This window comes from Citrobacter sp. CK199 (assembly GCF_030333285.1).
In the GTDB taxonomy this organism is placed as follows: Bacteria; Pseudomonadota; Gammaproteobacteria; order Enterobacterales; family Enterobacteriaceae; genus Citrobacter_B; species Citrobacter_B koseri.
In genome coordinates this window covers 179399-203926 of sequence record NZ_JAOWGF010000029.1, presented here as the reverse complement: position 1 = coordinate 203926, position 24528 = coordinate 179399, and the positions used below count along the sequence as shown (strand labels likewise).

The 24528-nt window shown below is 53.8% G+C and carries 29 protein-coding genes; 11 read left to right on the top strand and 18 right to left on the bottom strand.

Annotated features, from left to right (window positions below; all coding sequences use genetic code 11):
• Positions 1-60: 60 nt before the first annotated feature.
• Positions 61-267 (bottom strand): DUF1107 domain-containing protein, encoded by a 207-nt coding sequence (locus OGX75_RS19330; RefSeq protein ID WP_004857160.1) that lies wholly within the window; start codon positions 265-267, stop codon positions 61-63.
• A 325-nt stretch (positions 268-592) separates the two neighbouring features.
• Between OGX75_RS19330 and OGX75_RS19325 the strand changes: the two genes are divergently transcribed.
• Positions 593-1150, top strand: coding sequence for a YtfJ family protein (locus tag OGX75_RS19325; RefSeq protein ID WP_024130783.1), 558 nt, complete (start codon positions 593-595; stop codon positions 1148-1150).
• Here OGX75_RS19325 and cysQ read toward each other — a convergent pair.
• Positions 1147-1887, bottom strand: a complete 741-nt coding sequence (cysQ, locus tag OGX75_RS19320; protein WP_049010955.1) for a 3'(2'),5'-bisphosphate nucleotidase CysQ — start codon at positions 1885-1887, stop codon at positions 1147-1149. The two genes, OGX75_RS19325 and cysQ, sit on opposite strands and share 4 nt — an antisense overlap.
• Positions 1888-2077: 190 nt before the next feature.
• Between cysQ and OGX75_RS19315 the strand changes: the two genes are divergently transcribed.
• Positions 2078-4021, top strand: a complete 1944-nt coding sequence (locus OGX75_RS19315) for a bifunctional 2',3'-cyclic-nucleotide 2'-phosphodiesterase/3'-nucleotidase (protein WP_115609717.1) — start codon at positions 2078-2080, stop codon at positions 4019-4021.
• Positions 4022-4108: 87 nt separating this feature from the next.
• Here OGX75_RS19315 and OGX75_RS19310 read toward each other — a convergent pair whose 3' ends face one another.
• Entirely contained in the window at positions 4109-4489 is a 381-nt protein-coding gene (locus OGX75_RS19310) for a winged helix-turn-helix transcriptional regulator (protein WP_012134394.1), read from the bottom strand.
• Between the two features lie 89 nt (positions 4490-4578).
• Here OGX75_RS19310 and OGX75_RS19305 point away from each other — a divergent pair, with 89 nt between their 5' ends.
• The 3 genes from OGX75_RS19305 to OGX75_RS19295 all read left to right on the top strand — a co-directional run bounded on the left by OGX75_RS19305 (position 4579) and on the right by OGX75_RS19295 (position 7375).
• Entirely contained in the window at positions 4579-5427 is an 849-nt protein-coding gene (locus tag OGX75_RS19305; protein ID WP_286451487.1) for an SDR family oxidoreductase, read from the top strand.
• An 81-nt stretch (positions 5428-5508) separates the two neighbouring features.
• Entirely contained in the window at positions 5509-6333 is an 825-nt protein-coding gene (locus OGX75_RS19300; RefSeq protein WP_047459432.1) for an AraC family transcriptional regulator, read from the top strand.
• Positions 6334-6409: 76 nt separating this feature from the next.
• Positions 6410-7375 (top strand): DMT family transporter, encoded by a 966-nt coding sequence (locus OGX75_RS19295; RefSeq protein ID WP_286451486.1) that lies wholly within the window; start codon positions 6410-6412, stop codon positions 7373-7375.
• A gap of 63 nt (positions 7376-7438) precedes the next feature.
• On the opposite strand, the gene OGX75_RS19290 is transcribed toward OGX75_RS19295, so the two are convergent.
• Positions 7439-8992, bottom strand: coding sequence for a methyl-accepting chemotaxis protein (locus tag OGX75_RS19290; protein WP_012134399.1), 1554 nt, complete (start codon positions 8990-8992; stop codon positions 7439-7441).
• A gap of 245 nt (positions 8993-9237) precedes the next feature.
• On the opposite strand from OGX75_RS19290, the gene ytfE reads away from it, so the two are divergent.
• Positions 9238-9900: an iron-sulfur cluster repair protein YtfE gene (gene ytfE / locus OGX75_RS19285; RefSeq protein ID WP_012134400.1), complete on the top strand. Its 663-nt coding sequence runs from the start codon at positions 9238-9240 to the stop codon at positions 9898-9900.
• Positions 9901-9979: 79 nt separating this feature from the next.
• Here ytfE and cycA read toward each other — a convergent pair whose 3' ends face one another.
• Both cycA and bamJ read right to left on the bottom strand, forming a co-directional pair.
• The gene (gene cycA / locus OGX75_RS19280) at positions 9980-11389 is read right to left on the bottom strand and encodes a D-serine/D-alanine/glycine transporter (RefSeq protein WP_012134401.1); all 1410 of its coding nucleotides are present in this window, start codon (positions 11387-11389) and stop codon (positions 9980-9982) included.
• A 309-nt stretch (positions 11390-11698) separates the two neighbouring features.
• A complete protein-coding gene (gene bamJ, locus OGX75_RS19275) occupies positions 11699-12319 on the bottom strand; it encodes a BamJ family beta-barrel-assembly machinery protein (protein WP_024130787.1) in 621 nt (206 codons plus the stop codon).
• 219 nt (positions 12320-12538) lie between these two features.
• Between bamJ and OGX75_RS19270 the strand changes: the two genes are divergently transcribed.
• Positions 12539-13189 carry an OapA family protein gene (locus tag OGX75_RS19270; protein ID WP_012134403.1) on the top strand — a complete coding sequence of 217 codons (651 nt, stop codon included), beginning with the start codon at positions 12539-12541 and terminating at the stop codon, positions 13187-13189.
• 88 nt (positions 13190-13277) lie between these two features.
• Here the strand turns inward: OGX75_RS19270 and OGX75_RS19265 are convergent, their stop codons facing one another.
• The 5 genes from OGX75_RS19265 to rpsF form a co-directional block, all read right to left on the bottom strand.
• Positions 13278-14207, bottom strand: a complete 930-nt coding sequence (locus tag OGX75_RS19265) for a DMT family transporter (RefSeq protein WP_049010943.1) — start codon at positions 14205-14207, stop codon at positions 13278-13280.
• A 138-nt stretch (positions 14208-14345) separates the two neighbouring features.
• Complete coding sequence (gene rplI / locus OGX75_RS19260) at positions 14346-14795, bottom strand: 50S ribosomal protein L9 (RefSeq protein ID WP_012134405.1); 450 nt, start codon at positions 14793-14795, stop codon at positions 14346-14348.
• A gap of 41 nt (positions 14796-14836) precedes the next feature.
• Positions 14837-15064 carry a 30S ribosomal protein S18 gene (rpsR, locus tag OGX75_RS19255; protein ID WP_000135199.1) on the bottom strand — a complete coding sequence of 76 codons (228 nt, stop codon included), beginning with the start codon at positions 15062-15064 and terminating at the stop codon, positions 14837-14839.
• 4 nt (positions 15065-15068) lie between these two features.
• A complete protein-coding gene (gene priB / locus OGX75_RS19250; RefSeq protein ID WP_012134407.1) occupies positions 15069-15383 on the bottom strand; it encodes a primosomal replication protein N in 315 nt (104 codons plus the stop codon).
• A 6-nt stretch (positions 15384-15389) separates the two neighbouring features.
• Positions 15390-15785 (bottom strand): 30S ribosomal protein S6, encoded by a 396-nt coding sequence (rpsF, locus tag OGX75_RS19245; protein ID WP_012134408.1) that lies wholly within the window; start codon positions 15783-15785, stop codon positions 15390-15392.
• Positions 15786-16118: 333 nt separating this feature from the next.
• Here rpsF and yjfY point away from each other — a divergent pair, with 333 nt between their 5' ends.
• Entirely contained in the window at positions 16119-16394 is a 276-nt protein-coding gene (gene yjfY, locus OGX75_RS19240) for a DUF1471 family protein YjfY (protein WP_024130788.1), read from the top strand.
• A 134-nt stretch (positions 16395-16528) separates the two neighbouring features.
• Here the strand turns inward: yjfY and OGX75_RS19235 are convergent, their stop codons facing one another.
• From OGX75_RS19235 to ulaA, 6 genes are read right to left on the bottom strand one after another with little or no spacing between them, the layout of a single operon-like run.
• Positions 16529-17215, bottom strand: a complete 687-nt coding sequence (locus OGX75_RS19235; protein WP_012134412.1) for an L-ribulose-5-phosphate 4-epimerase — start codon at positions 17213-17215, stop codon at positions 16529-16531.
• Positions 17215-18069: an L-ribulose-5-phosphate 3-epimerase gene (locus OGX75_RS19230; protein WP_012134413.1), complete on the bottom strand. Its 855-nt coding sequence runs from the start codon at positions 18067-18069 to the stop codon at positions 17215-17217. Before OGX75_RS19230 ends, OGX75_RS19235 begins: the two co-directional genes overlap by 1 nt.
• Positions 18070-18078: 9 nt before the next feature.
• The gene (gene ulaD / locus OGX75_RS19225) at positions 18079-18729 is read right to left on the bottom strand and encodes a 3-keto-L-gulonate-6-phosphate decarboxylase UlaD (RefSeq protein WP_024130789.1); all 651 of its coding nucleotides are present in this window, start codon (positions 18727-18729) and stop codon (positions 18079-18081) included.
• A gap of 13 nt (positions 18730-18742) precedes the next feature.
• Positions 18743-19210: a PTS ascorbate transporter subunit IIA gene (ulaC, locus tag OGX75_RS19220; RefSeq protein ID WP_012134416.1), complete on the bottom strand. Its 468-nt coding sequence runs from the start codon at positions 19208-19210 to the stop codon at positions 18743-18745.
• Between the two features lie 9 nt (positions 19211-19219).
• Positions 19220-19525 (bottom strand): PTS ascorbate transporter subunit IIB, encoded by a 306-nt coding sequence (ulaB, locus tag OGX75_RS19215; protein ID WP_024130790.1) that lies wholly within the window; start codon positions 19523-19525, stop codon positions 19220-19222.
• A 15-nt stretch (positions 19526-19540) separates the two neighbouring features.
• Positions 19541-20938 (bottom strand): PTS ascorbate transporter subunit IIC, encoded by a 1398-nt coding sequence (gene ulaA, locus OGX75_RS19210; RefSeq protein ID WP_286451485.1) that lies wholly within the window; start codon positions 20936-20938, stop codon positions 19541-19543.
• Positions 20939-21301: 363 nt separating this feature from the next.
• Here ulaA and ulaG point away from each other — a divergent pair, with 363 nt between their 5' ends.
• Positions 21302-22366 carry an L-ascorbate 6-phosphate lactonase gene (gene ulaG, locus OGX75_RS19205; RefSeq protein ID WP_047459442.1) on the top strand — a complete coding sequence of 355 codons (1065 nt, stop codon included), beginning with the start codon at positions 21302-21304 and terminating at the stop codon, positions 22364-22366.
• 106 nt (positions 22367-22472) lie between these two features.
• Complete coding sequence (gene ulaR, locus OGX75_RS19200) at positions 22473-23228, top strand: HTH-type transcriptional regulator UlaR (protein ID WP_012134422.1); 756 nt, start codon at positions 22473-22475, stop codon at positions 23226-23228.
• On the opposite strand, the gene yjfP is transcribed toward ulaR, so the two are convergent.
• Positions 23225-23974: an esterase gene (yjfP, locus tag OGX75_RS19195; RefSeq protein WP_047459445.1), complete on the bottom strand. Its 750-nt coding sequence runs from the start codon at positions 23972-23974 to the stop codon at positions 23225-23227. The genes ulaR and yjfP overlap by 4 nt on opposite strands.
• A 178-nt stretch (positions 23975-24152) precedes the next feature.
• On the opposite strand from yjfP, the gene bsmA reads away from it, so the two are divergent.
• Positions 24153-24482, top strand: a complete 330-nt coding sequence (gene bsmA / locus OGX75_RS19190) for a biofilm peroxide resistance protein BsmA (protein WP_286451484.1) — start codon at positions 24153-24155, stop codon at positions 24480-24482.
• The last annotated feature ends 46 nt before the right edge of the window (positions 24483-24528 follow it).

Here is a 24528-nt window from a genome sequence, read left to right as displayed (position 1 = left end):
AACGGCTCCCATTGGGAGCCGTTTTTTTATACTACTTTAAACTACTGCATAGCACTTTGGTTAAGCCATCTCAGTTTGCAGACGCAGAACCTGACGGTTAACTTCGGACATCACAGACAAATGCTGCTTATCCTTCACTTTTGGGATAAGAATCTTGCCCTTATCAAACTCAAAAGCGCCAACGTCCTTGATATATAACCGTCCACGGAACAGGATCTTCACGTACTTCGCCACCTGTAGCGGGTTGTACCGTTGGAAAATTTTCATTGTTATCTCCTGCTGAGCGTTACGCCTTTGCGGTGCCACATTCGGCCCAGCTGTTCTAAGGCGCAAATTTTAATGCCATATGACTATAGACTATCTCTACGATGTTTCCAGTGTGTATAAGTTTATTTACCTTTTCATTACAGTTATTCAGAATTATCTATTCACCGATTCGCTGTCTTCAGTATAAGTCTTCATTTTTCGCAGGATTTGTGCGCCCGTCCGCAAACTGGCATCACGCTTGCGGGAAAAAGCATCATTCGCACATATGATTAAACTTCAGACCCAAGTGGTCGGATCACCTGCAAAAAATAAAGAAGGAAACCCCATGACCTTACGTAAACTGCTGGCGCTGTCGTGCCTGTTACTGCCGATGATGGCCTCCGCGCATAACTTTGAAACCCATCAGCGCGTATCACCGATTGGGATCGCCGATCGCGGCGAACTGATTCTTGATAACAACAAGTTTAGCTACAAAAGCTGGAATAGCGCGCAGCTCCCCGGGAAAGTTCGAGTGTTGCAGCACATCGCCGGGCGAACGTCAGCGAAAGAGAAAAATGCCGCGCTGATAGAAGCGATTAAATCCGCGAATCTCCCGCATGACCGCTACCAGACGACCACTATCGTCAACACCGACGACGCGATTCCGGGCACCAGCATGTTTGTGCGCAGCAGCATCGAGAGCAATAAAAAACTCTATCCGTGGTCACAATTTATTGTCGACAGCAATGGCGTGGCGCGTAAGGCATGGCAGCTTGAAGAAGAGAGCTCCGCCATTGTGGTGCTCGATAAAGACGGGCGTATTCAGTATGCCAAAGACGGCGGGTTAAGCCCGGCAGAGGTGCAGCAGGTGATCGCCCTGCTGCATAAGTTGCTGAATAATTAATAGATAGAGACCCGGAAGCCGGGGTTAAGGAACGATTCACGCGGGGTATAGTCCAGGGGTTTCCCCTGCCAGTTGTGAACGTGCGCCCCGGCCGCAGCGGCAACGGCATGGCCTGCGGCAGTGTCCCAGACGCAGGTCGGCCCAAAGCGCGGATACAGCTGCGCCTGCCCTTCCGCCACCAGACAAAACTTCAGCGATGAGCCGATGGAGGTCGTCTGATGCTCGCCCAGCTGTTGCAGGTACTCTTGCAGCTCGTTGTCGGCATGGGAGCGGCTAATCACCACCAGCGGCGGTCGCGCGTCGCGCACCTGAATCTGTTTACGCACGCCGCACTCTTCTTTCCAGGCTTTTCCTTCCGCAGCGCTGTACATCACTTTCATGACGGGCGCGTAGACCACGCCCAGAACCGGTTTACCTTTATCAATCAGCGCAATATTGACGGTAAACTCGCCGTTACGTTTGATGAACTCTTTGGTGCCGTCTAACGGGTCAACCAGCCAGTAGCGCTGCCAGTGCTGGCGCACATCCCAGGAGGGCGGATCTTCTTCCGACAAAACCGGGATATCCGGCGTCAGCGCCTGTAACCCTTCCAGTATCACCGCGTGGGCGGCAATATCCGCCGCAGTAACCGGAGAATCATCCTGCTTGTTGGTGATTTCAATCGGTTTGATTCCATCGTAGACCTGCATAATGGCATCGCCCGCATTCCGTGCAAGCTGGCATACATGTTCTAGCATTCTCCACCTCGTTTATGGCAGTGGCGTTTAACTCTTTGTTTTACTTATACCCCATCGTAAATGAATCCGCCATCTGTGATAGCGATTGCGGTTTTAATGGCTGAATTCATGTCATGATTCACAGTTCTGTAAGCAACAAGACTTATATACATTTTCTTTTGTGTTTCAGATCTAAAAAAGGATGCCTCTGATGATTAAGTTTAGCGCAACGCTCCTGGCCACGCTGATCGCCGCCAGCGTGAATGCGGCGACCGTCGATCTTCGGATTATGGAAACCACTGATTTGCATAGCAACATGATGGATTTCGATTATTACAAAGATACAGCGACCGAAAAATTCGGACTGGTACGCACAGCAAGTTTAATTAACGCCGCCAGAAATGAAGTCAAAAATAGCGTGCTGGTCGATAACGGCGATCTTATTCAGGGGAGTCCGCTGGGCGATTACATGGCGGCAAAGGGGCTGAAAGCCGGTGATATTCACCCTGTCTATAAGGCGTTGAATACGCTGGATTATGCGGTCGGCAACCTCGGTAACCATGAATTTAACTACGGTCTGGACTATCTGCATAAGGCGCTGGCGGGCGCGAAATTCCCTTACGTGAATGCCAATATCATCGACGTTAAGACCAAAAAGCCGCTGTTTACGCCTTATCTGATCAAAGAGACTGACGTGGTCGATAAAGAGGGCAACACGCAGACGCTGAAAATTGGCTATATCGGTTTTGTCCCTCCGCAGATTATGACCTGGGATAAAGCCAACCTGAGCGGCAAAGTCACCGTCAACGACATTACCGAAACCGCCCGTCAGTATGTGCCGGAGATGCGCGCCAACGGCGCCGACGTTGTGGTGGTGATTGCCCACTCCGGGCTTTCTGCCGATCCGTACCAGACGATGGCGGAAAACTCCGTGTATTACCTGAGTGAAGTCCCCGGCGTTGACGCCATCATGTTCGGCCATGCGCACGCGGTCTTCCCTTCCAAAGATTTTGCCGATATCAACGGCGCGGATATCGCAAAAGGTACGCTTAACGGGGTACCGGCGGTCATGCCGGGTATGTGGGGCGATCATCTGGGCGTGGTGGATCTGGTGCTCAACAACGACAGCGGCAAATGGCAGGTGACCGATGCGAAAGCCGAAGCGCGGCCCATTTACGATGCCGCCGCGAAAAAATCGCTGGCCGCAGAAGATAAAAAACTGGTGGGTATCCTGAAAGCCGACCACGATGCCACCCGCGAGTTTGTTAGCAAACCGATCGGTAAGTCCGCCGATAACATGTACAGCTACCTGGCGCTGGTGCAGGACGATCCTACCGTGCAGGTGGTGAACAACGCGCAGAAAGCGTATGTCGAACACTTTATTCAGGGTGACCCGGACCTGGCGAAACTGCCGGTGCTCTCTGCCGCTGCGCCGTTTAAAGTCGGTGGACGTAAAAACGATCCTGCCAGCTTTGTTGAAGTGGAAAAAGGTCAGCTTACCTTCCGCAACGCCGCCGATCTTTACCTCTATCCGAATACGCTGGTCGTCGTAAAAGCCAGCGGCAAAGAGGTGAAAGAGTGGCTGGAATGTTCCGCCGGGCAATTCAATCAGATTGATGTCCACAGCAGTAAACCGCAGTCATTGATCAACTGGGACGGTTTTCGCACCTATAACTTTGATGTGATTGACGGCGTGGAGTATCAGATTGATGTGTCACAGCCTGCGCGCTACGACGGCGAATGCCAGACGGTAAATCCGCAAGCGGAACGTATTAAAAATCTGACCTTCAACGGCAAGCCTGTCGATCCGAACGCTATGTTCCTGGTCGCGACCAATAACTATCGCGCCTACGGCGGCAAATTTGCCGGTACGGGCGACAGTCACATCGCCTTTGCATCACCGGATGAGAACCGCTCCGTGCTGGCGGCGTGGATTGGCGCGGAGTCGAAGCGTGCGGGGGAAATCCATCCGGCGGCGGACAACAACTGGCGTCTGGCGCCAGTTCACAGCGACACGAAACTGGATATCCGCTTCGAAACCTCGCCGTCCGACAAGGCTGCCGCGTTTATCAAAGAGAAGGGACAATATCCGATGAATAAAGTCGCTACCGATGATATCGGTTTTGCGATTTATCAGCTGGATTTGAGTAAGTAAAACCACGCCGGGTGGCGGCTTCGCTTATCCGGCCTACGCGATCGACACGCCGTAGGCCGGATAAGCGCAGCGCCATCCGGCAAGCCGTTATGCCGCTCGCTCTTTCCGCTGTGCCAGCACCTGCGGCAAATTGAGTTCGATCCAGTCTGCCAGCGCGGCGACCTTCTCACTCACCTGTTCACCCAACGTCGTCAGACTGTACTCCACATGCGGCGGCACCACCGGGTACGACACCCGATGAATAAATCCATCCTGCTCCAGAGCCTGCAATGACTGCGCCAGCATTTTTTCACTCACGCCGCCCATCTTGCGGCGTAAATCGCTGAAGCGGTGCGTTCCATCACGCAGCGCCACGAGAATTAATACGCCCCAGCGGCTGGTGACATGCTTTAACACCTCGCGAGAAGGACACTGCTCGGCAAACAAATTGCCATCGCGAAGCTGCTGAGAAAGCGTCGGGTTCGTCATCTTTACACTTACCTTTTTGTACGTACTTACTAAAAGTAAGTTTAAGTGCTAGCTTAATGAAACACAAGACGAACACAGGGAGATCCCCCATGATTGCAATTACCGGCGCGACCGGCCAACTGGGCCAACACGTTATCGATACCTTACTGAAAACCGTTCCTGCCAGCCAGATTGCGGCGATTGTCCGTAACCCCGCGAAAGCTGACGCGCTAACCCGACTGGGCGTTACCGTACGCCAGGCGGACTACAGCGACGAAGCCGCGTTCACGGCAGCGTTGCAGGGCATCGACAAATTGCTGCTGATCTCATCAAGCGAAGTCGGGCAACGTGCCGCTCAGCACCGCAACGTGATTAACGCGGCAATAGCCGCAAACGTGAAATTCATTGCCTATACCAGCCTGCTGCACGCAGACCGTTCCCCGCTGGGCCTGCATGTTGAACATGTGGAAACCGAAAAAATGCTGGCGGATTCAGGCATTCCTTACGCCCTGCTGCGCAACGGCTGGTACACCGAAAATTACCTGGCGAGCGCGCCAGCGGCCCTGGAGCACGGCGTCTTTATCGGCGCGGCCGGAGAAGGCAAAATCGCCTCTGCAACCCGTGCCGATTACGCTGCCGCAGCCGCTCGCGTCATCAGCGAAGAAGGCCATGCCGGTAAAGTGTATGAACTGGCAGGCGACGAAGGCTGGACGCTGAGCCAGTTAGCCGCCGAACTGGCAAAACAGAGCGGGAAAAAGGTCGTCTATCAGAACCTGAATGAAGCCGATTTCGCCGCCGCGCTGAAAGGCGTGGGCCTGCCAGCGGGTCTGGCGGATATGCTGGCTGATTCTGACGCGGGCGCCGCAAAAGGCGGTCTGTTTGACGACAGCCATACTCTGAGCGCACTGATCGGTCGCCCGACAACCTCGCTGGCGGAAAGCGTCAAAAGCATCCTGTAAGTGTTAAAAACAGGTTAATTGTTGTGGCATCCCTGCTGGCCATCTCTGATAATGAACAGATGGCTTTCAGGGAGAGACAACGTGCAAGGCGTACCCGAACAGTTTAGCGATGAGAAAGACAGCGCCCGCTTTCGCCATCTGGCGCAGGTGCCGGGGGTTGAGCTGTATCATGCGCATATCTCGCGTTACGCTTTCGAGCCTCACACCCACGAAGCCTTCGGTATCGGCGCAATTGAAGCCGGCGCCGAACGCTTTCGCTATCGCGGCACGCAGTACGTTGCCCCCGTTCACTCCGTTGTCACCATGAATCCCGATGAACTGCATACCGGCGAAGCGGAAACCGCCGACGGCTGGCGCTATCGGATGATTTATCTCGATCCCGATCTGCTGGAAGAGGTGACCGGGGTTCGTCACTGGTGGTTTCATGAGGTCACGCGCCACGATCCGCTGCGCTCACGCCAGATCTGCACGCTGATCCACGGCCTGTGGCATACCGACGATCCGCTGGCGCAAAAAGGGCTGCTGCTCGATCTGATCGACACCTTCCAGCCGCTGGCGCGCCATGCGCCGGAAGTGCGGGAAGGCGGGCATCGCTTTGAGCGCGTGCGGGACTACCTGCACGACAACTACATGCATCCGGTCACGCTTGACGAACTGGCGCGGGTCGCCTCATTAAGCCCCTGGCATTTTCAGCGTCAGTTCAAGGCCCATTTCCACGTTACGCCGCACCAAATGCTGATGGCGATCCGTCTGTGGCGGGCAAAGGCGTTTCTCACGCTCGGGATGCCCGCAGCGGATGTGGCGGCCGCCACCGGGCTAACCGATCAATCTCATCTCACGCGCGCCTTTACCCATCGCTACGGCATTACGCCAGTGCGCTATCAAAAACAGGTTTATCCGCGCTAATGCGCAATCTCATACAATACTGGCGCATTTCTCCTGCCTACACTTTTCGCAATGTGAAACGATGTGGATATCAACGATGATTAGCGGCGTGTTGTATGCCCTGCTGGCAGGGTTAATGTGGGGACTGATTTTTGTCGGACCGTTGATCGTACCGGAGTATCCGGCGGTATTGCAGTCGATGGGGCGCTATCTGGCGCTGGGGTTAATTGCTGTGCCCCTGGCGTGGCTGGGGCGTGCGCGCCTGCGCCAGTTGACGTGCAAAGACTGGATAACCGCACTCGCGCTGACGATGATGGGCAATCTGATCTATTACGTCTGCCTGGCGAGCGCTATCCAGCGCACGGGAGCCCCTGTTTCTACCATGATCATCGGCACGTTGCCGGTGGTGATCCCGGTGTTTGCCAACCTGCTCTACAGCCAGCGAGATGGTAAGTTATCCTGGCGGCGTCTGGCGCCTGCGCTGGCGCTCATCGGCGTTGGCCTGCTGTGCGTCAATATTGCGGAGCTGAATCAGGGGTTGCCGGAGTTTAGCGGCTGGCGCTACGGTTCAGGTATCGCGCTGGCGCTGGTTTCCGTTGTGTGCTGGGCATGGTACGCGTTGCGTAATGCCCGCTGGCTGCGGGAAAACCCGGATAAACATCCGATGATGTGGGCAACAGCACAGGCGCTAGTGACGCTTCCCGTTTCGCTGTTGGGTTATGTTGCGGCCTGCATCTGGTTGGGTAAGCAGATGCCCGACTTTCCTCTCCCCTTTGGCCCCCGGCCAGATGTCTTTGTCGCCCTGATGGTCGCCATTGCCGTGCTCTGTTCATGGGTGGGGGCGCTATGCTGGAACGTCGCCAGTCAAAAGCTGCCGACGGTGATTCTGGGGCCCTTGATCGTGTTCGAAACACTGGCTGGCCTGTTGTACACCTTTATACTGCGCGAGGAATTTCCACCGCTGCTGACGGTAAGCGGCATTGCGCTGCTGATTGTTGGGGTGGTGATAGCCGTCAGAGCCAGGCCGCAGAAACCCGGCGTCGTCGTGGTTTCACAATCATAATGTACCGGATGGCGCTGCGCTAATCCGGCCTACAAGATATTATCCTGTAGGCCGGAGCAGAGGTTAAACTTTAAACACCGCTACCGTCTGGGTCAGACGCGCCGCCTGCTCTTCAAGCGCTACGGCGGCAGTCGCCGACTCTTCCACCAGCGCGGCGTTCTGCTGCGTCACGCGATCCATCTCCGCCACCGCCAGGCCAACCTGGTCAATGCCGCGACTTTGTTCATCAGATGCAGAGGCAATCTCCCCCATGATGTCGGTCACACGGGTTACCGCACTGACAATTTCCGCCATCGTTTCCCCCGCTTCATGCACCAGCGCGGAACCCGCGCTGACTCGATTACCGGAGTCATCAATCAGCGTTTTGATCTCTTTCGCCGCCTGCGCGCTACGCTGCGCCAGCGTGCGCACCTCGCCAGCGACCACCGCAAAGCCACGGCCCTGTTCGCCCGCACGAGCGGCTTCCACCGCCGCGTTCAGCGCCAGGATATTGGTCTGGAATGCGATACCGTCGATAACGCTGGTGATCTGCGCGATTTTGCTGGAGCTGGTGGCAATTTCATCCATCGTGCGCACAACGCCGTCCACTACGTTGCCGCCCTTCTGCGCCGTCTCAGAGGCATTTTTCGCCAGGCTGGACGCCTGACGCGCGTTGTCGGCGTTCTGTCTCACGGTTGCGGTGAGTTGTTCCATACTGGCGGCAGTCTCTTCCAGCGATGCGGCCTGCTGTTCAGTACGTGAAGAGAGATCGCTACTGCCTGTCGCAATTTCACCCGCACCGGTATAGATCGTGTCAGCGCCTTCACGTACCACGCTGACCGTATTCGCCAGCGCCTGCTGCATCTCATGTACGTTATGCGCCAGCAGCGCCATTTCATTACTGCCTTCGGTATGGATATTGCGCGTCAGGTCGCCTGCCGCAATATGGCGGATATGTTCCATAACATCATGTAACGGTTTAAGTAAGACACGCTGCATTGCCAGCCAGCTAATCACGATCACCGCGACAACCGCCAGCATAACGGCCGCCAGAATCCACAGAATGCGCTGGTAGTCCTGTTCATTTTGTTGAATGCCCGCGTTCGTCAGTTCGGCCTGCGCGGCACGCCATTCCAGGTACACGTCCTGCATCGCCGTCTGTTTTTGTTCCGCATTCTGTTTGAACATCTCTTCCAGTTGTCCTGCGGCAAGGAAGGTATTCATTTTCGCCAGCGTCGCGGAGTAGATGCCATACTGCTCTTCCAGACGGTCGGCCAGGTGTTCATCCAGCCCCGGCGTTTCTGGCAGCGCGTAGTATTTATCGTAATGACGCTGCGCATCAGCCAGCAGGGCATTCGCCGTCTTCACCAGTTCATTTAGCTGACCGCCGTTGATCTCATTGGCCATGCTACTTTGCAGGCGCAACATGCCGCGGTTAAGCGTGACGCGCGCCTGGTTCAGGCTGATCCAGGCATCGGTAAACTCCGCGACGTTCTGGCTGGAACGCTGCGATACGGTAAAATTTTGCTTATCGTTATTGAGCGCGCTGATAAAAACGCCCGCCGAAATAAGCTGCATCGCGCCGAGGGCGAGTAACACGATAATCAGTAAGGTTATAACTTTGATTCGTTTGAACATTTGTTGCCTTTTACTATGCAGGTATTGTCAGAGGTCTAACTATCGGCAGTGCCGCCGGCATATTTAATTTTGCCCGGCGACTTGCCGCGCGTATTCCTGCCCTTTTCAATAAGATTCAGCACGTTAAGGCACAAACATTTTTTTGTGATGGTCATCACATTTTATTCTGACCCGAAAGGGTTATATCTTCGGCTTAAAGATGTATTTAAAATACATCTTATATTATTGAGAATGAGGTAACGGCTATGTCTTTTCGCGATCAACCTTTAGGTGAACTGGCGCTCTCTATTCCTCGCGCCTCGGCGCTGTTTCGTAAGTACGATATGGATTACTGCTGCGGTGGTAAGCAGACGCTCGCGCGCGCTGCTGCACGTAAAGAGCTGGATGTAGAAGCCATTGAAGCAGAACTGGCACAGTTGGCTGAACAACCGATTGAGAAGGACTGGCGTACCGCGCCGTTGGCCGAAATTATCGACCATATTATCGTGCGCTACCACGACAGACACCGTGAGCAACTGCCGGAGCTGATCCTGCAAGCCACCAAAGTGGAACGCGTTCACGCAGACAAACCCAGCGTACCGAAAGGTCTGGCGAAATACCTGACTATGCTGCATCAGGAACTTTCCAGCCACATGATGAAAGAAGAGCAGATCCTGTTCCCGATGATCAAACAAGGCATGGGAAGCCAGGCAATGGGCCCGATTAGCGTCATGGAAAGCGAACACGATGACGCTGGCGAACTGCTGGAAGTGATCAAACACACCACCAACAACGTCACGCCGCCGCCAGAAGCCTGCACCACCTGGAAAGCGATGTACAACGGCATTAATGAAATGATTGACGATCTGATGGAGCACATCAGTCTGGAAAACAACGTCTTGTTCCCGCGCGCACTGGCCGGGGAATGATGTGTTGCCGGATGGCGCTAACGCTTATCCGGCCTACAATCCGTAGGCCCGGTAAGCTTTGCGCCACCGGGCATCAAGATTAACGCACTCCTGCCATACGTTTCTTACCGATAAACAGCCAGCCCAGCCCCAGCGCAATAAACCACAGCGGCGTGACGATCAGCGCCTGACGGGTATCATCTTCCAGCGTCAGCAGTACCAGCACAAAGACGAAGAACGCCATACACACCCAGCACATCAGCTTACCAAGCGGCATCTTATAGATGGACTTCTCATGCAGGTGCGGACGCTGCTTACGGTACACCAGGTACGAGCAGAGAATGATGGTCCAGACAAACATGAACAGAATAGCCGACACCGTCGTGATCATGGTGAACGCGCCAATCACGCTCGGATTGATGTACAGCATCACCACGCCGCCCAGCAGACAGATACAGGAGAAGGTCAGCCCTTTCGCCGGTACCGCGCGCTTAGACAATTTAGCGAACGCTTTCGGCGCCACACCCTCTTGCGCCAGACCAAACAGCATACGGCTGGTAGAGAACACGCCGCTGTTGGCGGAAGAGGCCGCAGACGTCAGCACCACGAAGTTAATCAGGCTGGCGGCGGCCGGCAGTCCTACCAGTACAAACAGCTCAACAAACGGGCTCTTGGTTGGTACTACCGAGCTCCACGGCGTGACCGACATAATGATGATCAGCGCAAAAACGTAGAACATGATGATACGAATCGGGATTGAGTTAATCGCGCGCGGCAGGGATTTCTCCGGGTCTTTGGTCTCTGCGGCGGTGGTGCCCACCAGCTCAATCCCCACGAACGCGAATACCGCTATCTGGAAGCCAGCAAAGAAGCCGCTGATCCCTTTCGGGAACCAGCCGCCATCATTCCACAGATGAGTAAACGACGCTTCAACCCCGGTCGGTGATTTGAAGTGCATCATAACCATCACCAGACCGACGACGATCAGCGCCACGATGGCGACAATCTTGATCATCGCGAACCAGAACTCCATCTCGCCGAACATTTTCACGGTCGCAAGGTTAAGGCTCAGCAGCAGAACAACGACCGCCAGCGAGGCGACCCAGTCGGAAAGGCCGGGGAACCAAAACTGCGCATAGGCGGTAATCGCAACGACGTCCGCCATCCCGGTGACCACCCAGCAGAACCAGTAAGTCCAGCCGGTGAAATATCCCGCCCACGGCCCGAGCAGGTCGGAAGCGAAATCACTGAAGGATTTATATTCCAGATTCGAGAGCAGCAATTCACCCATTGCCCGCATGACGAAAAAGAGCATAAAACCGATGATCATATAAACGAAAATGATCGACGGCCCGGCGAGGCTGATCGTTTTACCAGAGCCCATAAATAAGCCGGTGCCGATGGCGCCGCCAATCGCAATAAGCTGAATATGACGGTTTGTGAGATTGCGCCGTAGCGACTGTTCAGCCGGTGCCTGTTCGTCGGCAACGACTTTTACCTGATCTACCATGTTTTTTCTTCCTGTACCTGTCTGTGTTGTGCAGGCTCTGCGGCCTTTAGTGCGTCATATGATACGACGATCCTGTTATCAGGACTCATCGATATTAGGTAAGAATCGGCGGGATGAATACTAAGATTTAGATATAATGTTAATTATATGTTTAAAGTGAGTGTCATATCACTCTGGCAACGCGAATTAGCTCACAAAAATACACGCAATGGCTACATTTGCAAGATAAAATATCGACATCTGGCTAACTTACGGTTTTCTTGCATATTTTCTGTTCCCCCCAACAAAGAGGGGAACAGAAGTCACTGCTTACAGGATTTCCAGCAGTTCTACGTCAAACACCAGAGTGCTGAACGGAGGAATGGACGCGCCCGCGCCACGCTCGCCGTAGGCCAGTTCCTGAGGGATAGTCAGTTCCCATTTGGAACCAACCGGCATCAGGGTCAGCGCTTCAATCCAGCCTGGGATCACGCCGTTCACCGGGAATTCAGCCGGTTCGCCGCGCGCAACGGAGCTGTCAAAGACGGTGCCGTCGATCAGTTTGCCGGTGTAGTGTACGCGTACACGGTCAGTACGCGCCGGAATCGCACCTTCACCCTGGGTGATCACGCGGAATTGCAGACCGGATTCGGTGCTGTTCACACCCTCTTTCTCACGGTTTTCTTCCAGATATTTGACGCCATCTGCCGCCATTGCCTGGAAACGTTCGCGACGTACGGCATCCGCACGTTCGTGAATTTCACGCAGCGCGCGATGCACCACATCAACAGGCACTGCCGGGTGTTTGCCTTCCAGCGCATCAGCGATACCTGCCACCAGCGCTTCAGGCAACAGACCTTCCAGACCGGATTCGCTCAGCTGCTGCCCTACCTGTAAACCAATGCCGTAGCTTGCTTGCGCTTCGATAGTGTCAAAAGTCGGGGTTGCCATCATATTTCCTTTCATCGGAGGTAAAGTAGCGGGCAGCATAGCAGCCACGTCTCTTCCGGTAAAACTTTGTCTCGGGAAGAGATGACAAATCGCGGGGAAAAAGAAACAATAAGAATAACCCATGCTGATGTCACGAAAGCGGGTATAACTACGAACATCATAGCGTTAGGCATCTATACTCTATGATTGAGGAACGAGACGCGGAGCAGGAGGAAAGCCATGCCCGGGCGCTTTGAACTAAAACCAACCCTGGCGAAAATCTGGCATGCACCGGACAATTTTCGCATCATGGACCCGCTGCCGCCTATGCATCGCCGTGGCATTATTATTGCCGCTATCGTGCTGGTGGTCGGTTTTCTGCTTCCCTCGAATGATACCCGCGATACGCCCGTCGTCACGCGTAATGTCCAGACAGATATTCAGTCACAGTCGCAACCGCCGACAGAAGCCGAACTTCAGGCGCAACTGGTCGCCCCGCAAAACGATCCGGGACAGGTCGCCCCCGTGGCGCCGGAACCCATCCAGGAAGGCCAACCGGAAGAACCGCCGCAGACGCAGCAATCCCAGCCGCAAACACAGCCTTTCCAGCAGAATGGGGGAATTGACCAGCAGTGGCGCTCCTATCGCGTGGAGTCAGGTAAAACGCTGGCGCAGTTGTTCCGTGACCACGGCCTGCCGCCAACGGACGTTTACGCGATGGCGCAGGTTGAAGGCGCAGGCAAGCCGCTGAGCAATCTGAAAGATGGCCAGATGGTGCAGATCCGCCAGAATGCGAATGGCGTGGTGACAGGATTGACCATCGATACCGGTAATGACCAACAGGTTCTGTTTACCCGTCAGCCAAACGGCAGCTTTATTCGCGCCCGTTAAGCGCGCAAATTGCCGGATGGCGGCGTCGCCCTATCCGGCCTACGGCACCCGCGATTGCAGGCCTGATAAGCGGTAGCGCCATCAGGCGTTACCGCTTCACCTTGTTCACCCACCAGATCCCCGAACACACCAGCACCAGCGCAACCGCATATTTCAATTCAAAAATGTTTTCGCCGAGGAAAATCGCCGACAGCACCGCACCGGAAACCGGAATCAGGAAGTTAAACGGCGCAATCATCCCGACGCGGTTGTACTTGAGCAAAATACTCCACAGCGCAAAAGCAACAGACGAGAGCAGCGTCAGATAGCCCAGAATCGCCACAGAAGCGAGGCCGTGCACGGAGAGCGAGCCGCCGAAGGCATAGCCGCCAATCACCAGCGCCAGGCCGCCGATGCCAAGCTGATAGCCCGTCATCACCGTTGGGTCAACCGTCTGCGAAATACGTTTACCGTAAAGGGTCGCGGCAGAAAGAATAAAAGCAGCCAGCACCACGGAGCCATCACCCAACAGGCTAAAGCTGAAATCCATCAGCCCGCTGTTGAAGTTCACCACCATCACCCCGGCAAAGCCAAGAATACAGCCGAGGGTTTTGTTGTAGCTCAGTTTGTCGTTCTGGTAGATGAAGTGCGCCAGCAGCACGCTAAAAAAAGTGCCTGTGGCATTCATGATCGATCCTTTCACGCCCGTGGTGAACGCCAGACCGATATAGAAAAAGATATATTGCAGCGAGGTTTGCGTCAGCCCCAGCAGGGTCAGTTGACCAAACTGGCGCGGGCTTAAGCGGCCGATCGGTTTACGCTGCGCCATCGCCAGCAACAGCAGCAATAACCCCGCGAACAAGAAACGGTATCCGGCAAAGACAATTTTTGACGGGATATCATCTGTCGCAATCTGAAAGATCTCGTACCCGCTTTTTATCGCCGGGTAGGCGCTTCCCCATAACAGACAACAAAATGCCGCCCCCAGATAGACAACGTTTTTACGCGCGAACAGGGGCTGCTGGTGGGTTATCTCCATTCCATCACCACTTTGAAATAATGTTTTATTTTTTATTATCCCGAAAAGGGTAAAGAATAGCCAGTGCGAAAAACAGGGGGGCAGAAAAGCAAAACGCCAGCGCAAGGCCGGCGTTTTTACGCGATAGAAGAATAAAACTTATTCAGCTACTACGTTTACAGTCAGTTTAGCGAATACTTCGCTGTGAACCTGGAAGTTCACTTCGTGCTCACCAGTGGTACGCAGAACGCCGTTCGGCAGACGAACTTCGCTCTTAGCCACTTCAACGCCTGCTGCTGTTACAGCGTCAGCGATGTCGCGAGTACCGATGGAACCGAACAGTTTACCTTCGTCGCCAGCTTTGGACGCGATGGTTACGGTTTCCAGGGCGTTGATTTTCTCTGCGCGTGCATTTGCAGCAGCCAGAACGTCAGCCAGTTTAGCTTCCAGTTCAGCGCGACGTGCTTCGAAGAACTCAACGTTTTTCTTGGTAGCAGGAACAGCTTTACCCTGTGGTACCAGGAAGTTACGAGCGTAGCCCGCTTTAACGTTAACCTGATCACCCAGGCTACCCAGGTTTGCTACTTTATCAAGCAGAATAACTTGCATTACCTTATCCTCTCAAAGTCGTATTAATGGACCGTGGCCGATTACTGATGACGATCAGTGTACGGCAGCAGGGACAGGTAGCGAGCGCGTTTGATAGCGCGAGCCAGCTGACGCTGGTATTTTGCACGGGTACCGGTGATACGGCTTGGGACAATCTTACCGCTTTCGGTGATGTAGTTTTTCAGCGTAGCGATATCTTTATAGTCGATCTCTTGAACGCCTTCCGCGGTGAAACGGCAGAACTTGCGACGACGGAAATAACGTGCCATATGGCTAGTCTCCAGAATCTATCAATTCAATCTGCTCGGCATGCAGAACCATTTTGCTCAGACCGTTCTTTGCCTTGTGGCAAGAGATGAACCCCTGAACGGTTATGCGGCTGCCGACCGTTATACTGTGAGTAATGGCCTGGTTTTCGTGTCCGCTAACAATAACGGGCATTTGACACCACGCCTGCCGGTGAAACCCGGCTTCCTCCTGCACAGAACGATGCTCAAGCACGAACTGGCAGTGCGGAATTCCTGATGGACTGACCTTTCGAAGGGGCATCCTGCACACGGTGCCGGACAACGCCAGACGGTTGGTCATCAGAAATTACTCTTCAGAATCCCCAGCATCTGCATCATCTGCGGTTTCGTTTGCGAAATCATCGCGACGCTCACGGCGCTCGTCTTTCGCTTTAACCATCGGAGATGCTTCGGTAACAGCGTGCTTAGTACGCATTACCATGCTACGGATAACGGCATCGTTGAAGCGGAAGTTAGTTTCCAGCTCATCGATCACTTCCTGCGGCGCTTCAACGTTCAGCAGAACGTAGTGAGCTTTGTGCAGTTTGTTGATCGGGTAAGCCAGCTGACGGCGGCCCCAGTCTTCCAGACGGTGGATCTTGCCTTCTGCACCAGTGATTGCACCAGTGTAGCGCTCGATCATGCCCGGAACCTGTTCGCTCTGGTCAGGATGGACCATAAAAACGATTTCGTAATGACGCATCGAATTGCTCCTTACGGATTATTCAGCCTCCTGTCTGGGTCAGCCGAATCCCGGGGAGGCAAGGAACGTGTTAAAGGTCGGCTGAAAAATGACGCGTCATAATACTTGCGCCCATGAGGAAACACAAGTTGATTGCGCAAAAATTCACACGAAGCGCAAAGACAGGTTAACCATGTGATTTAAAATTAATCACATGGCATCGCGCCAATTTTTTGAACAACTGCATCAGAAATGGTCGCTATCGACTTCGCTGGTAGCGATTAAAATTAAATCAGAAGCAATTCACTTACAGGAGATATTGCTAACCAGACACAGCAGTCGAGGAGGTACAGTATGCGAGCGCGTGTTATGACCCTTCTGGCTGCGCTTTTGCTCAGTGCAAACGCGATGGCAGCCATCAAAATCGATAATCACCAGGCACGAAATATGGATGATGTGCAGAGCTTAGGCGTGATTTATATAAACCATAACTTCGCCACTGAAAGTGAAGCAGATCAGGCATTGAATGAAGAGACAGATGCGCGAGGTGCAACGTACTACCACGCCATCCTGACCCGGGAACCGGGAAGTAACGGCAACATGCGCGCCAGCGCGGATATTTATCGCTAGCACCAGGAAAAACCAACGAGAACATTGCCATAGTTTGACTTGCCCCCTTCACCGGGGGCTTTTTTATGGCAAAAGCGGCCCCGGAATCAGGCCGGTAACATCCCGAAGGAAGTAATGATTCCAGGGCACGTGTCTTACTTTTGTCCGTAATAGGCGTCAGGCCCATGCTTACGCATAAAATGTTTATTCATTAAATAATCGTCGATCGGGCTGAGCGCCGGATTGATACCGCGAGCAATCCATGCCATCCGCGCGACCTCTTCCATCACCACCGCATTATGCACGGCGTCATGCGCATCTTTGCCCCAGGCGAACGGCCCGTGCTGATACACCACGACACCAGGCGTATGCAGCGGCTGACCGTCACCCAACGTTTCGATAATCACATGGCCGGTGTTCAGCTCATATTCACCCTGCACTTCTTCTTCGGTTAACGCCCTGGTACAGGGGATATCGCCAAAGAAGTAGTCCGCATGGGTCGTGCCCAGCGCCGGGATCGCCAGCCCTGCCTGCGCCCACGCCGTGGCATGCGTAGAGTGCGTGTGCACGATGCCGCCCAGCGAAGGGTAACGACGGTACAGCGCCAGATGCGTGGCGGTATCGGAAGAAGGCCGCCACTGCCCTTCCACCACATTGCCCTGGAGATCCACCACCACCATATCGTCCGCTTTCATGGTTTCATAAGCCACCCCGCTAGGCTTAATGACCACCAGCCCGCGCTCCCTGTCGATCGCGCTGACGTTGCCCCAGGTGAAAGTCACCAGGCCATAACGCGGCAAATCCATATTGGCTTCAAAAACGTGCTGCCTGAGTTTTTGCATTATGCTGTCTCCACCAGACCGGCGCTGGCCATACGCGCTTTCACCCAATCACGCGCTTTCGCCACCTCACGCGCCGGATCGTCCGACGTTTCACTCCACATCTCAATCAGGTATGGCCCGCAATACCCACTCTGCTTGAGCGTGGCGAAACAGCGTTCAAAATCGACGACACCTTCACCGAACGGCACGTTCTTGAACACGCCTGGCTTCGTATCTTTGACATGAACCGCGACGATATGCCCCATTCCAGCCTGCAACTCCATCTGCACATCGTTATCCCAGGCTGACAGGTTGCCGATATCAGGATAAAGCTGGAACCACGGGTTATTAAGATAGTGCGCATAACCCAACGCTTTGCTGATGGAGTTCATCAGAGGGTAATCCATGATCTCCATCGCCAGCGTGACCTGGGCACGGCTTGCCATTTCGACGCTCTCTTTCAGCCCATCACGAAAACGACGGCGCGTTTCATTGTTGGCTTCCTGATAGTACACGTCGTAACCCGCAAGCTGGATGACGCGAATACCGATGTCCTGCGCAAACTGAATGGCTTTACGCATGATCTCCAGCCCTTGCGCACGTACAGCATCATCTTCGCTGCCCAACGGAAAGCGACGATGCGCGCTCAGGCACATGGACGGCACCCGCACGCCGGTCTCCGCGATAGCGCTCACCAGCGCCAAGCGCTGCTCACGGTTCCAGTCGAGACGCGCCAGGCGGGCATCGGTTTCATCGACAGACATTTCAACGAAATCGAAGCCCAGTTCTTTCGCCAGCCGCAGGCGATCCAACCAGCACTCCCCGGCGGGGAGCGCTTTTTCGTAGATGCCAAGCGGAGTCTGTTTAGACAGCATATCCGCTCCTTATCCCCACAACTGGGCGATAGAACGTTTGAACTGACGCGCGGCTTCAACCGGAGAGGCGGCGTCGCGAATGCTGCGACCAGCAATAAAGACATGGATTGGAATGCCCTTAAACAGCGGCAGATCTTCCAGCGCCAGACCGCCGGTCACGGTCACTTTAAAGCCCATATCAGAGAGACGTTTGATCGCGCTGATATCCGCTTCGCCCCAAGCCACGCCAGCGGCCTGTGCATCACGGCTACGGTGATAAACCACCTGCTGAATCCCCGCATCGCGCCACTCCTGCGCCTGCTCCCAGGTCCAGTAGCCGGTCAGTTCAATCTGCACATCGCCGTTAAACTCTTGCGCCACTTCCAGCGCGCCTTTGGCGGTGTTGATATCCGCGCAGCAGATAACCGTCACCCAATCCGCGTTGGCTTCAAAGCACATACGAGAAAGAATTTTCCCCGCATCCGCAATTTTGGCGTCAGCCAGCACGATCTTATGCGGATAAAGCGCTTTCAGATCGCGTACCGCACGTACGCCTTCACCCACGCACAGGATGGTGCCAACTTCGATAATATCGACTTCTTCCGCGATCAGGCGGGTCGTTTCGTAAGCGTGGGACAGCGTCTGGTTATCCAGCGCAACTTGCAACATAGGTAATGACATTTCTATTCCTTACTTAAACTGCCGCCGCAGTGGCGTTATCAATTAAATCCAGCACATCCTGCTCGGTACGGCAGGCGCGTAAACGGTCAAAGTTGGCTTCATCTTCAAACAGGTTGACGATTTGCATGATGCCGTCTTCCTGATGCGCGCGGGCATCCACTGCCGCCAGCGTGATGAGGATATCGACCGGGTCATTATCTTCGTGGTTGAAGACCATCGGCGTTTTCAGCGTCACCAGCGCGAAGCCGGTTTTTTTGACGCCCTCTTCCGGGCGGCCATGCGGCATCGCCAGGCCTGGCGCAATCACAAAATACGGACCAAAACGCTCTACGCCATCAAGAATGGCCTGGTAGTAACGCGGCTCCACAACATCTGCTTCCACCAGCAGGTCTACGCCGATTTTCACCGCCTCCTGCCAGGTGCTCGCTTCTGCATTCAGGCGAATGGACTTATTCTCCGCCAGCGAATCACGTAATTTCATGCTGCGTCCTTATTTCAGGTCGTTCGGAAAGTGCTCTTTGATCACTTCCATCAGTTTCGGACCAAAATCAGCGGCGGAAAGCATATTGCGCACACCCACCACATATTTATTACCGGAAACGGTGATTTCGCTGGCGACGTGCGTCGAGGCAATAATGATGTCCGCACCGTTCAGCTCACTTTTGTACTCACCCACCGCGCAACTATTTACCGTGTGCGCAACGCCCTGCTGCGTCAGAAACTGGTCAACTTTCATTTTCATGATCATTGAACTGCCTTGCCCACAACCACAAACAGCCAGAATACGTACGGTCATAATCGGAACTCCTTATTAAGCAGAGTGTTCTGCCAGTTGTTTTTCTGCATCTTCTTCAGCGCGCAATGTGCGCCCTGCGAAGAACATATAAGCCAGTGAAATCAGTATCATGACGCTCATAAACATCAGCCCGACGCTGACGAAGCCTTGCATCATCGGAGGCGCCAGAATCGACCAGTCAGCCATTCCCATCCAGGCGCTCATACCGGTCAGTTTCACCGCCCAGACGCAGCCAAAGATTTCGATCATGCCCATAACCAGGCAAATCTTGAGCGCCGCGCGCCAGCCGCCAAAGTGGTTAGCGAACACGCCAATCGTGGCGTTAGAGAAGAACATTGGGATAAAGCCAGGGATGATCAGAATGGAGGAGCCGCAACCTACCAGAATACCAACGGCGATCAGCTGACCAATCGTGCCCCACATAAAGCCCCAGACCACCGCGTTCGGCGCGAAGCTATAAATCGCCGCACAGTCAATCGCCAGCACAGCACCGGGGATCAGACGCTGAGAGATACCGTTAAATGCTTCGGACAGTTCGGCGACAAACATGCGCACGCCCTGCGTGATGATGAAAATAGCGACGGCGAACTGGAAGCCGGTTTGCAGGATATAGATAGACCAGTGCGTTTTACCCGCCATCGCCTGAACCACATCCAGGCCAAAAGAGAGCAGGATCGCGCCGAAGAAGATGGTCATGACAATTGCCGTGGAGACGATATTGTCGTGGAAGATATTCAGCCAGCCGGGCAGTTTGAGATCTTCAACGCTCTCTTCTTTTTTACCGAGATATGGCGCGACTTTATACGCCAGCCATGCGGCAAACTGCTGCTGGTGACCAATGGAGAAACCACAGCCGTCCGTGACTTCCTGCGTCGGCTTATACATCATATTGGAGGTGATCCCCCAATACAGAGACACCAGAACCGCCGTGCAGATAATGGTAGTCCACATCGGATAACCGAAGATGTAGAAGAACACCGCGATCAGCCCCGCCTGCTGGAACATGATATGCCCGGTAAGCATGATGGTGCGAATCCCGGTAATCCGGCGCAGCAGCACGTAGCCGATATTCAATGCCAGCGCTAACAGCACGGCATACCCGACCCAACTGTAGGCGTCACCCATACGCTCGATCGTCGCCATCATGGAGGCGTAAGTATCAGAAATCGCGCCGTTGATGCCATACACCTCAGACATCTTCGCCACGACGGGCTTAAAGGTACTGGTCAGGATGCCGGACCCTGCCTGTAATAACATGAAACCAATAATGGTTTTTATCGTACCTTTGATAATAACGCTGACACTTTTGCGTAGGAGGATATAGCCCAGACAGGTGACAATACCCAGTAGCAGCGGAGCATTGGTCATAACCTGGTTAAAGAAAACGGTAAAGATGTTGTAGAGGATCTCCATAACGATCTCCAGTAGACGAAGTTGCTGAGCTCTGCGTACGCTCAGGTTGTTGTGTCACCACTCTAATTTTCAAAAGTAATCACAACAAGATTGAATTTGATTAATTGTGACGCACCACGCAAATAATTCCCACACTTCAGAAAAGGATTAACTCGACATTAACCAGTCATCAATAAAACTCATTTTAATCAAATAGATATATTTAATTTCAATAGTTATACGCCCTTCATTACGTTCTCCTTTACTTCCAGACCGCCCTTCACAAGCAAAAATATGCCGTTGCCATCTTGAAAAAATAATGTCAGGATTAATCAAAACCAATCACACACTGATTCAATTTGAACAAACATGAAGGTAAATGCGATGAGTAAAGTGAAAAGTATCACGCGTGAATCATGGATCCTGAGCACCTTTCCTGAGTGGGGAAGCTGGCTGAATGAAGAGATCGAACAGGAACAGGTCGCGCCCGGCACATTTGCTATGTGGTGGCTCGGTTGCACCGGCATCTGGCTGAAATCAGAAGGCGGCACCAACGTATGCGTTGATTTCTGGTGCGGCACCGGCAAACAAAGCCACGGCAATCCGTTGATGAAAACGGGCCATCAGATGCAGCGTATGGCAGGGGTGAAGAAATTGCAGCCGAACCTGCGCACCACGCCGTTTGTTCTCGATCCTTTCGCGATTCGCCAGATCGATGCCGTGCTGGCCACTCACGATCATAACGATCATATCGACGTCAACGTCGCCGCAGCGGTGATGCAAAACTGCGCTAACGATGTGCCTTTCATCGGGCCGCAAACCTGCGTTGACCTATGGATTGGCTGGGGCGTGCCGAAAGAGCGCTGCATCGTGGTCAAACCGGGCGATGTTGTGAAAGTGAAAGACATCGAAATTCATGCGCTTGATGCGTTTGATCGTACTGCGCTCATCACGCTTCCGGCCGATCAAAAGGCGGCGGGCGTACTGCCGGACGGCATGGACGCGCGCGCAGTGAACTACCTGTTCAAAACGCCGGGCGGTACGCTGTATCACAGCGGCGACTCCCACTACTCCAACTACTATGCGAAGCACGGCAATGAGCATCAGATCGACGTGGCGCTCGGCTCCTATGGCGAGAACCCGCGTGGCATCACCGACAAGATGACCAGCGCCGACATGCTGCGTATGGCGGAAGCGCTGAACACGAAAGTCGTGATTCCGTTCCACCATGATATCTGGTCGAACTTCCAGGCCGATCCGCAGGAAATCCGCGTTCTGTGGGAAATGAAAAAAGATCGCCTGAAGTATGGCTTCAAGCCGTTTATCTGGCAGGTTGGCGGTAAGTTCACCTGGCCACTGGATAAAGACAACTTTGAATATCACTACCCGCGTGGTTTTGATGACTGCTTCACGATGGAACCGGATTTACCGTTCAAATCCTTCCTGTAATTGTTCTCCGATGCCGGGTTTTCCCGGCATTTTTCTATATTTACTTTAGTATTTTCAGGCTATTTCAAATATCATCTTTTAAAATCAATTCGTATCGGAATAGCTCATGACTGAAGCACAAAGACATCAAATATTGCTGGATATGCTGGCGCAATTGGGCTTTGTTACCGTCGAGAATGTGATCGAACGTCTGGGGATCTCACCGGCCACGGCGCGTCGGGATATCAACAAGCTCGATGAGAGCGGAAAGCTCAAAAAAGTGCGTAATGGCGCCGAAGCGATCGCTCAGCAACGTCCGCGCTGGACGCCGATGAATCTGCATCAGGCGCAGAACCACGATGAAAAAGTGCGCATTGCTAAAGCGGCAGCGCAACTGGTGAATCCTGGGGAAAGCGTGGTGATCAACTGTGGATCGACCGCCTTTCTGCTGGGCAGAGAAATATGCGGTAAGCCGGTGCAGATCATCACCAACTATCTCCCGCTGGCGAACTATCTGATCGATCAGGAACATGAAAGCGTGATCATCATGGGAGGTCAGTACAACAAGAGCCAGTCCATCACGCTTAGCCCCCAGGGCAGCGAAAACAGCCTGTATGCCGGGCACTGGATGTTTACCAGCGGCAAAGGCCTGACCGCAGACGGACTGTATAAAACCGATATGCTCACCGCTATGGCCGAGCAGAAAATGCTCAGCGTAGTCGGAAAGCTGGTGGTGCTGGTGGATAGCAGCAAGATCGGCGAGCGCGCAGGCATGTTGTTCAGCCGCGCCGATCAAATCGACACGCTGATTACGGGCAAAAATGCTAACCCTGACATTCTGCAACAGCTTGAAGCGCAAGGCGTTAGCATTCTGCGCGTTTAAAGATGCTGGCGGAAAAACGACACCGTTGCCGCCAGCGCCTCTGGCGTAATACGGTGGCGTACGCCTGCTTCCCACAGACAGGTCAGGTTCTGATCCCTGTTCGCCTGAATCAGCGCCTGTTGTAAGCGGAACGTTTCCACCGCAGGGACGACGTCATCTTCCTGTCCATGCCATAGCAGCAGCGGCCGGTCGGCCAGTTTTGGCAACTGATGCGCCACCTCCCACTCAGCCAGGGGAGCAATAATGTCGTCAAATTCTCGCTGTTGCTCAGGCGTCTCAGGAATTAATGGCGGAAAAAGCGTATGCGCCAGTCGGGTGAAATAACCCGACCCCATCAGGCTGGCGACGCATTTTACCTCCGGGTGGCGGGCCATGATCCCCAGCGCCGTCATACCGCCCATTGATGCGCCCCCCACGGCCAGACGTTCTTCCAGCACCCAGTTTTCCTGTTGAACTGCCGCACGTAACGCAGCGAATTCCTGCATGTTTTGCCGCAGAATCTGCCAGAATTGGGTCATTCGCCCCTGCGCATCACCGCTAAACCGCGCGCCATGCTCGGGCGCATCCGGCATGATAACCCGGAACCCGGCCTGCGCCAGAGCAACCGCAAAGTAGCTATAGACCAGGCTGGAAGAGGTAAAACCGTGGTAAAAAATAATACATGGAAGGGGCGTGTCACGTTTACCGTCAGGAAACGCGTGGAGTATGGAATGTCCTGCCAGGTACCGTGTTTCTATTTTTATCATATATCCCCCTTTCTCTGATATGCCACGGAGAAATACATAACTCAAGTTAATGAGTACGGCAATGATTCATAATGTTGAGAAGTGGATTACGCTTTCACTCTATTTTCATTCGAAAATCGCGTGAGAGATAACAATTTGGGAACATTCCCCCTAAAGGAAATTAATAAGGCACTACACTATGGCTATCAGTAAACGAGATAGAGTTATGCGCCGGTTCGCCCCATTGATGCTGGTACTGTTTTTAAGCGCCTGTAGCGTATTGCAAGGGACGCCGCAACCAGCACCGCCAGTCGCTGACCATCCTCAGGAAATTCGCCGTGACCAGATACAAGGGTTGCAGCGCCTGGGAACGGTAAGCTCAATGGTTCGGGGTTCTCCTGACGATGCTGTGGCAGGGATCAGAGCGAAAGCCGCCGCCGCTAAAGCAGATTATTACGTTATTTTGTTGGTTGATGAAACCATCGTAACAGGCCAATGGTATTCGCAAGCCATCCTGTATCGTAAATAGCGGAAGGTTGAAATTTAGTCAGCTTTACATTGCTTTGCGCCTCTAT

Coding starts and splice junctions, on each gene's coding strand:
- OGX75_RS19330 (WP_004857160.1), bottom strand. CDS start 267: ATGAAAATTTTCCAACGGTACAACCCGCTACAGGTGGCGAAGTACGTG.
- OGX75_RS19325 (WP_024130783.1), top strand. CDS start 593: ATGACCTTACGTAAACTGCTGGCGCTGTCGTGCCTGTTACTGCCGATG.
- cysQ (WP_049010955.1), bottom strand. CDS start 1,887: ATGCTAGAACATGTATGCCAGCTTGCACGGAATGCGGGCGATGCCATT.
- OGX75_RS19315 (WP_115609717.1), top strand. CDS start 2,078: ATGATTAAGTTTAGCGCAACGCTCCTGGCCACGCTGATCGCCGCCAGC.
- OGX75_RS19310 (WP_012134394.1), bottom strand. CDS start 4,489: ATGACGAACCCGACGCTTTCTCAGCAGCTTCGCGATGGCAATTTGTTT.
- OGX75_RS19305 (WP_286451487.1), top strand. CDS start 4,579: ATGATTGCAATTACCGGCGCGACCGGCCAACTGGGCCAACACGTTATC.
- OGX75_RS19295 (WP_286451486.1), top strand. CDS start 6,410: ATGATTAGCGGCGTGTTGTATGCCCTGCTGGCAGGGTTAATGTGGGGA.
- OGX75_RS19290 (WP_012134399.1), bottom strand. CDS start 8,992: ATGTTCAAACGAATCAAAGTTATAACCTTACTGATTATCGTGTTACTC.
- ytfE (WP_012134400.1), top strand. CDS start 9,238: ATGTCTTTTCGCGATCAACCTTTAGGTGAACTGGCGCTCTCTATTCCT.
- cycA (WP_012134401.1), bottom strand. CDS start 11,389: ATGGTAGATCAGGTAAAAGTCGTTGCCGACGAACAGGCACCGGCTGAA.
- bamJ (WP_024130787.1), bottom strand. CDS start 12,319: ATGGCAACCCCGACTTTTGACACTATCGAAGCGCAAGCAAGCTACGGC.
- OGX75_RS19270 (WP_012134403.1), top strand. CDS start 12,539: ATGCCCGGGCGCTTTGAACTAAAACCAACCCTGGCGAAAATCTGGCAT.
- OGX75_RS19265 (WP_049010943.1), bottom strand. CDS start 14,207: ATGGAGATAACCCACCAGCAGCCCCTGTTCGCGCGTAAAAACGTTGTC.
- rplI (WP_012134405.1), bottom strand. CDS start 14,795: ATGCAAGTTATTCTGCTTGATAAAGTAGCAAACCTGGGTAGCCTGGGT.
- rpsR (WP_000135199.1), bottom strand. CDS start 15,064: ATGGCACGTTATTTCCGTCGTCGCAAGTTCTGCCGTTTCACCGCGGAA.
- priB (WP_012134407.1), bottom strand. CDS start 15,383: ATGACCAACCGTCTGGCGTTGTCCGGCACCGTGTGCAGGATGCCCCTT.
- rpsF (WP_012134408.1), bottom strand. CDS start 15,785: ATGCGTCATTACGAAATCGTTTTTATGGTCCATCCTGACCAGAGCGAA.
- yjfY (WP_024130788.1), top strand. CDS start 16,119: ATGCGAGCGCGTGTTATGACCCTTCTGGCTGCGCTTTTGCTCAGTGCA.
- OGX75_RS19235 (WP_012134412.1), bottom strand. CDS start 17,215: ATGCAAAAACTCAGGCAGCACGTTTTTGAAGCCAATATGGATTTGCCG.
- OGX75_RS19230 (WP_012134413.1), bottom strand. CDS start 18,069: ATGCTGTCTAAACAGACTCCGCTTGGCATCTACGAAAAAGCGCTCCCC.
- ulaD (WP_024130789.1), bottom strand. CDS start 18,729: ATGTCATTACCTATGTTGCAAGTTGCGCTGGATAACCAGACGCTGTCC.
- ulaC (WP_012134416.1), bottom strand. CDS start 19,210: ATGAAATTACGTGATTCGCTGGCGGAGAATAAGTCCATTCGCCTGAAT.
- ulaB (WP_024130790.1), bottom strand. CDS start 19,525: ATGACCGTACGTATTCTGGCTGTTTGTGGTTGTGGGCAAGGCAGTTCA.
- ulaA (WP_286451485.1), bottom strand. CDS start 20,938: ATGGAGATCCTCTACAACATCTTTACCGTTTTCTTTAACCAGGTTATG.
- ulaG (WP_047459442.1), top strand. CDS start 21,302: ATGAGTAAAGTGAAAAGTATCACGCGTGAATCATGGATCCTGAGCACC.
- ulaR (WP_012134422.1), top strand. CDS start 22,473: ATGACTGAAGCACAAAGACATCAAATATTGCTGGATATGCTGGCGCAA.
- yjfP (WP_047459445.1), bottom strand. CDS start 23,974: ATGATAAAAATAGAAACACGGTACCTGGCAGGACATTCCATACTCCAC.
- bsmA (WP_286451484.1), top strand. CDS start 24,153: ATGGCTATCAGTAAACGAGATAGAGTTATGCGCCGGTTCGCCCCATTG.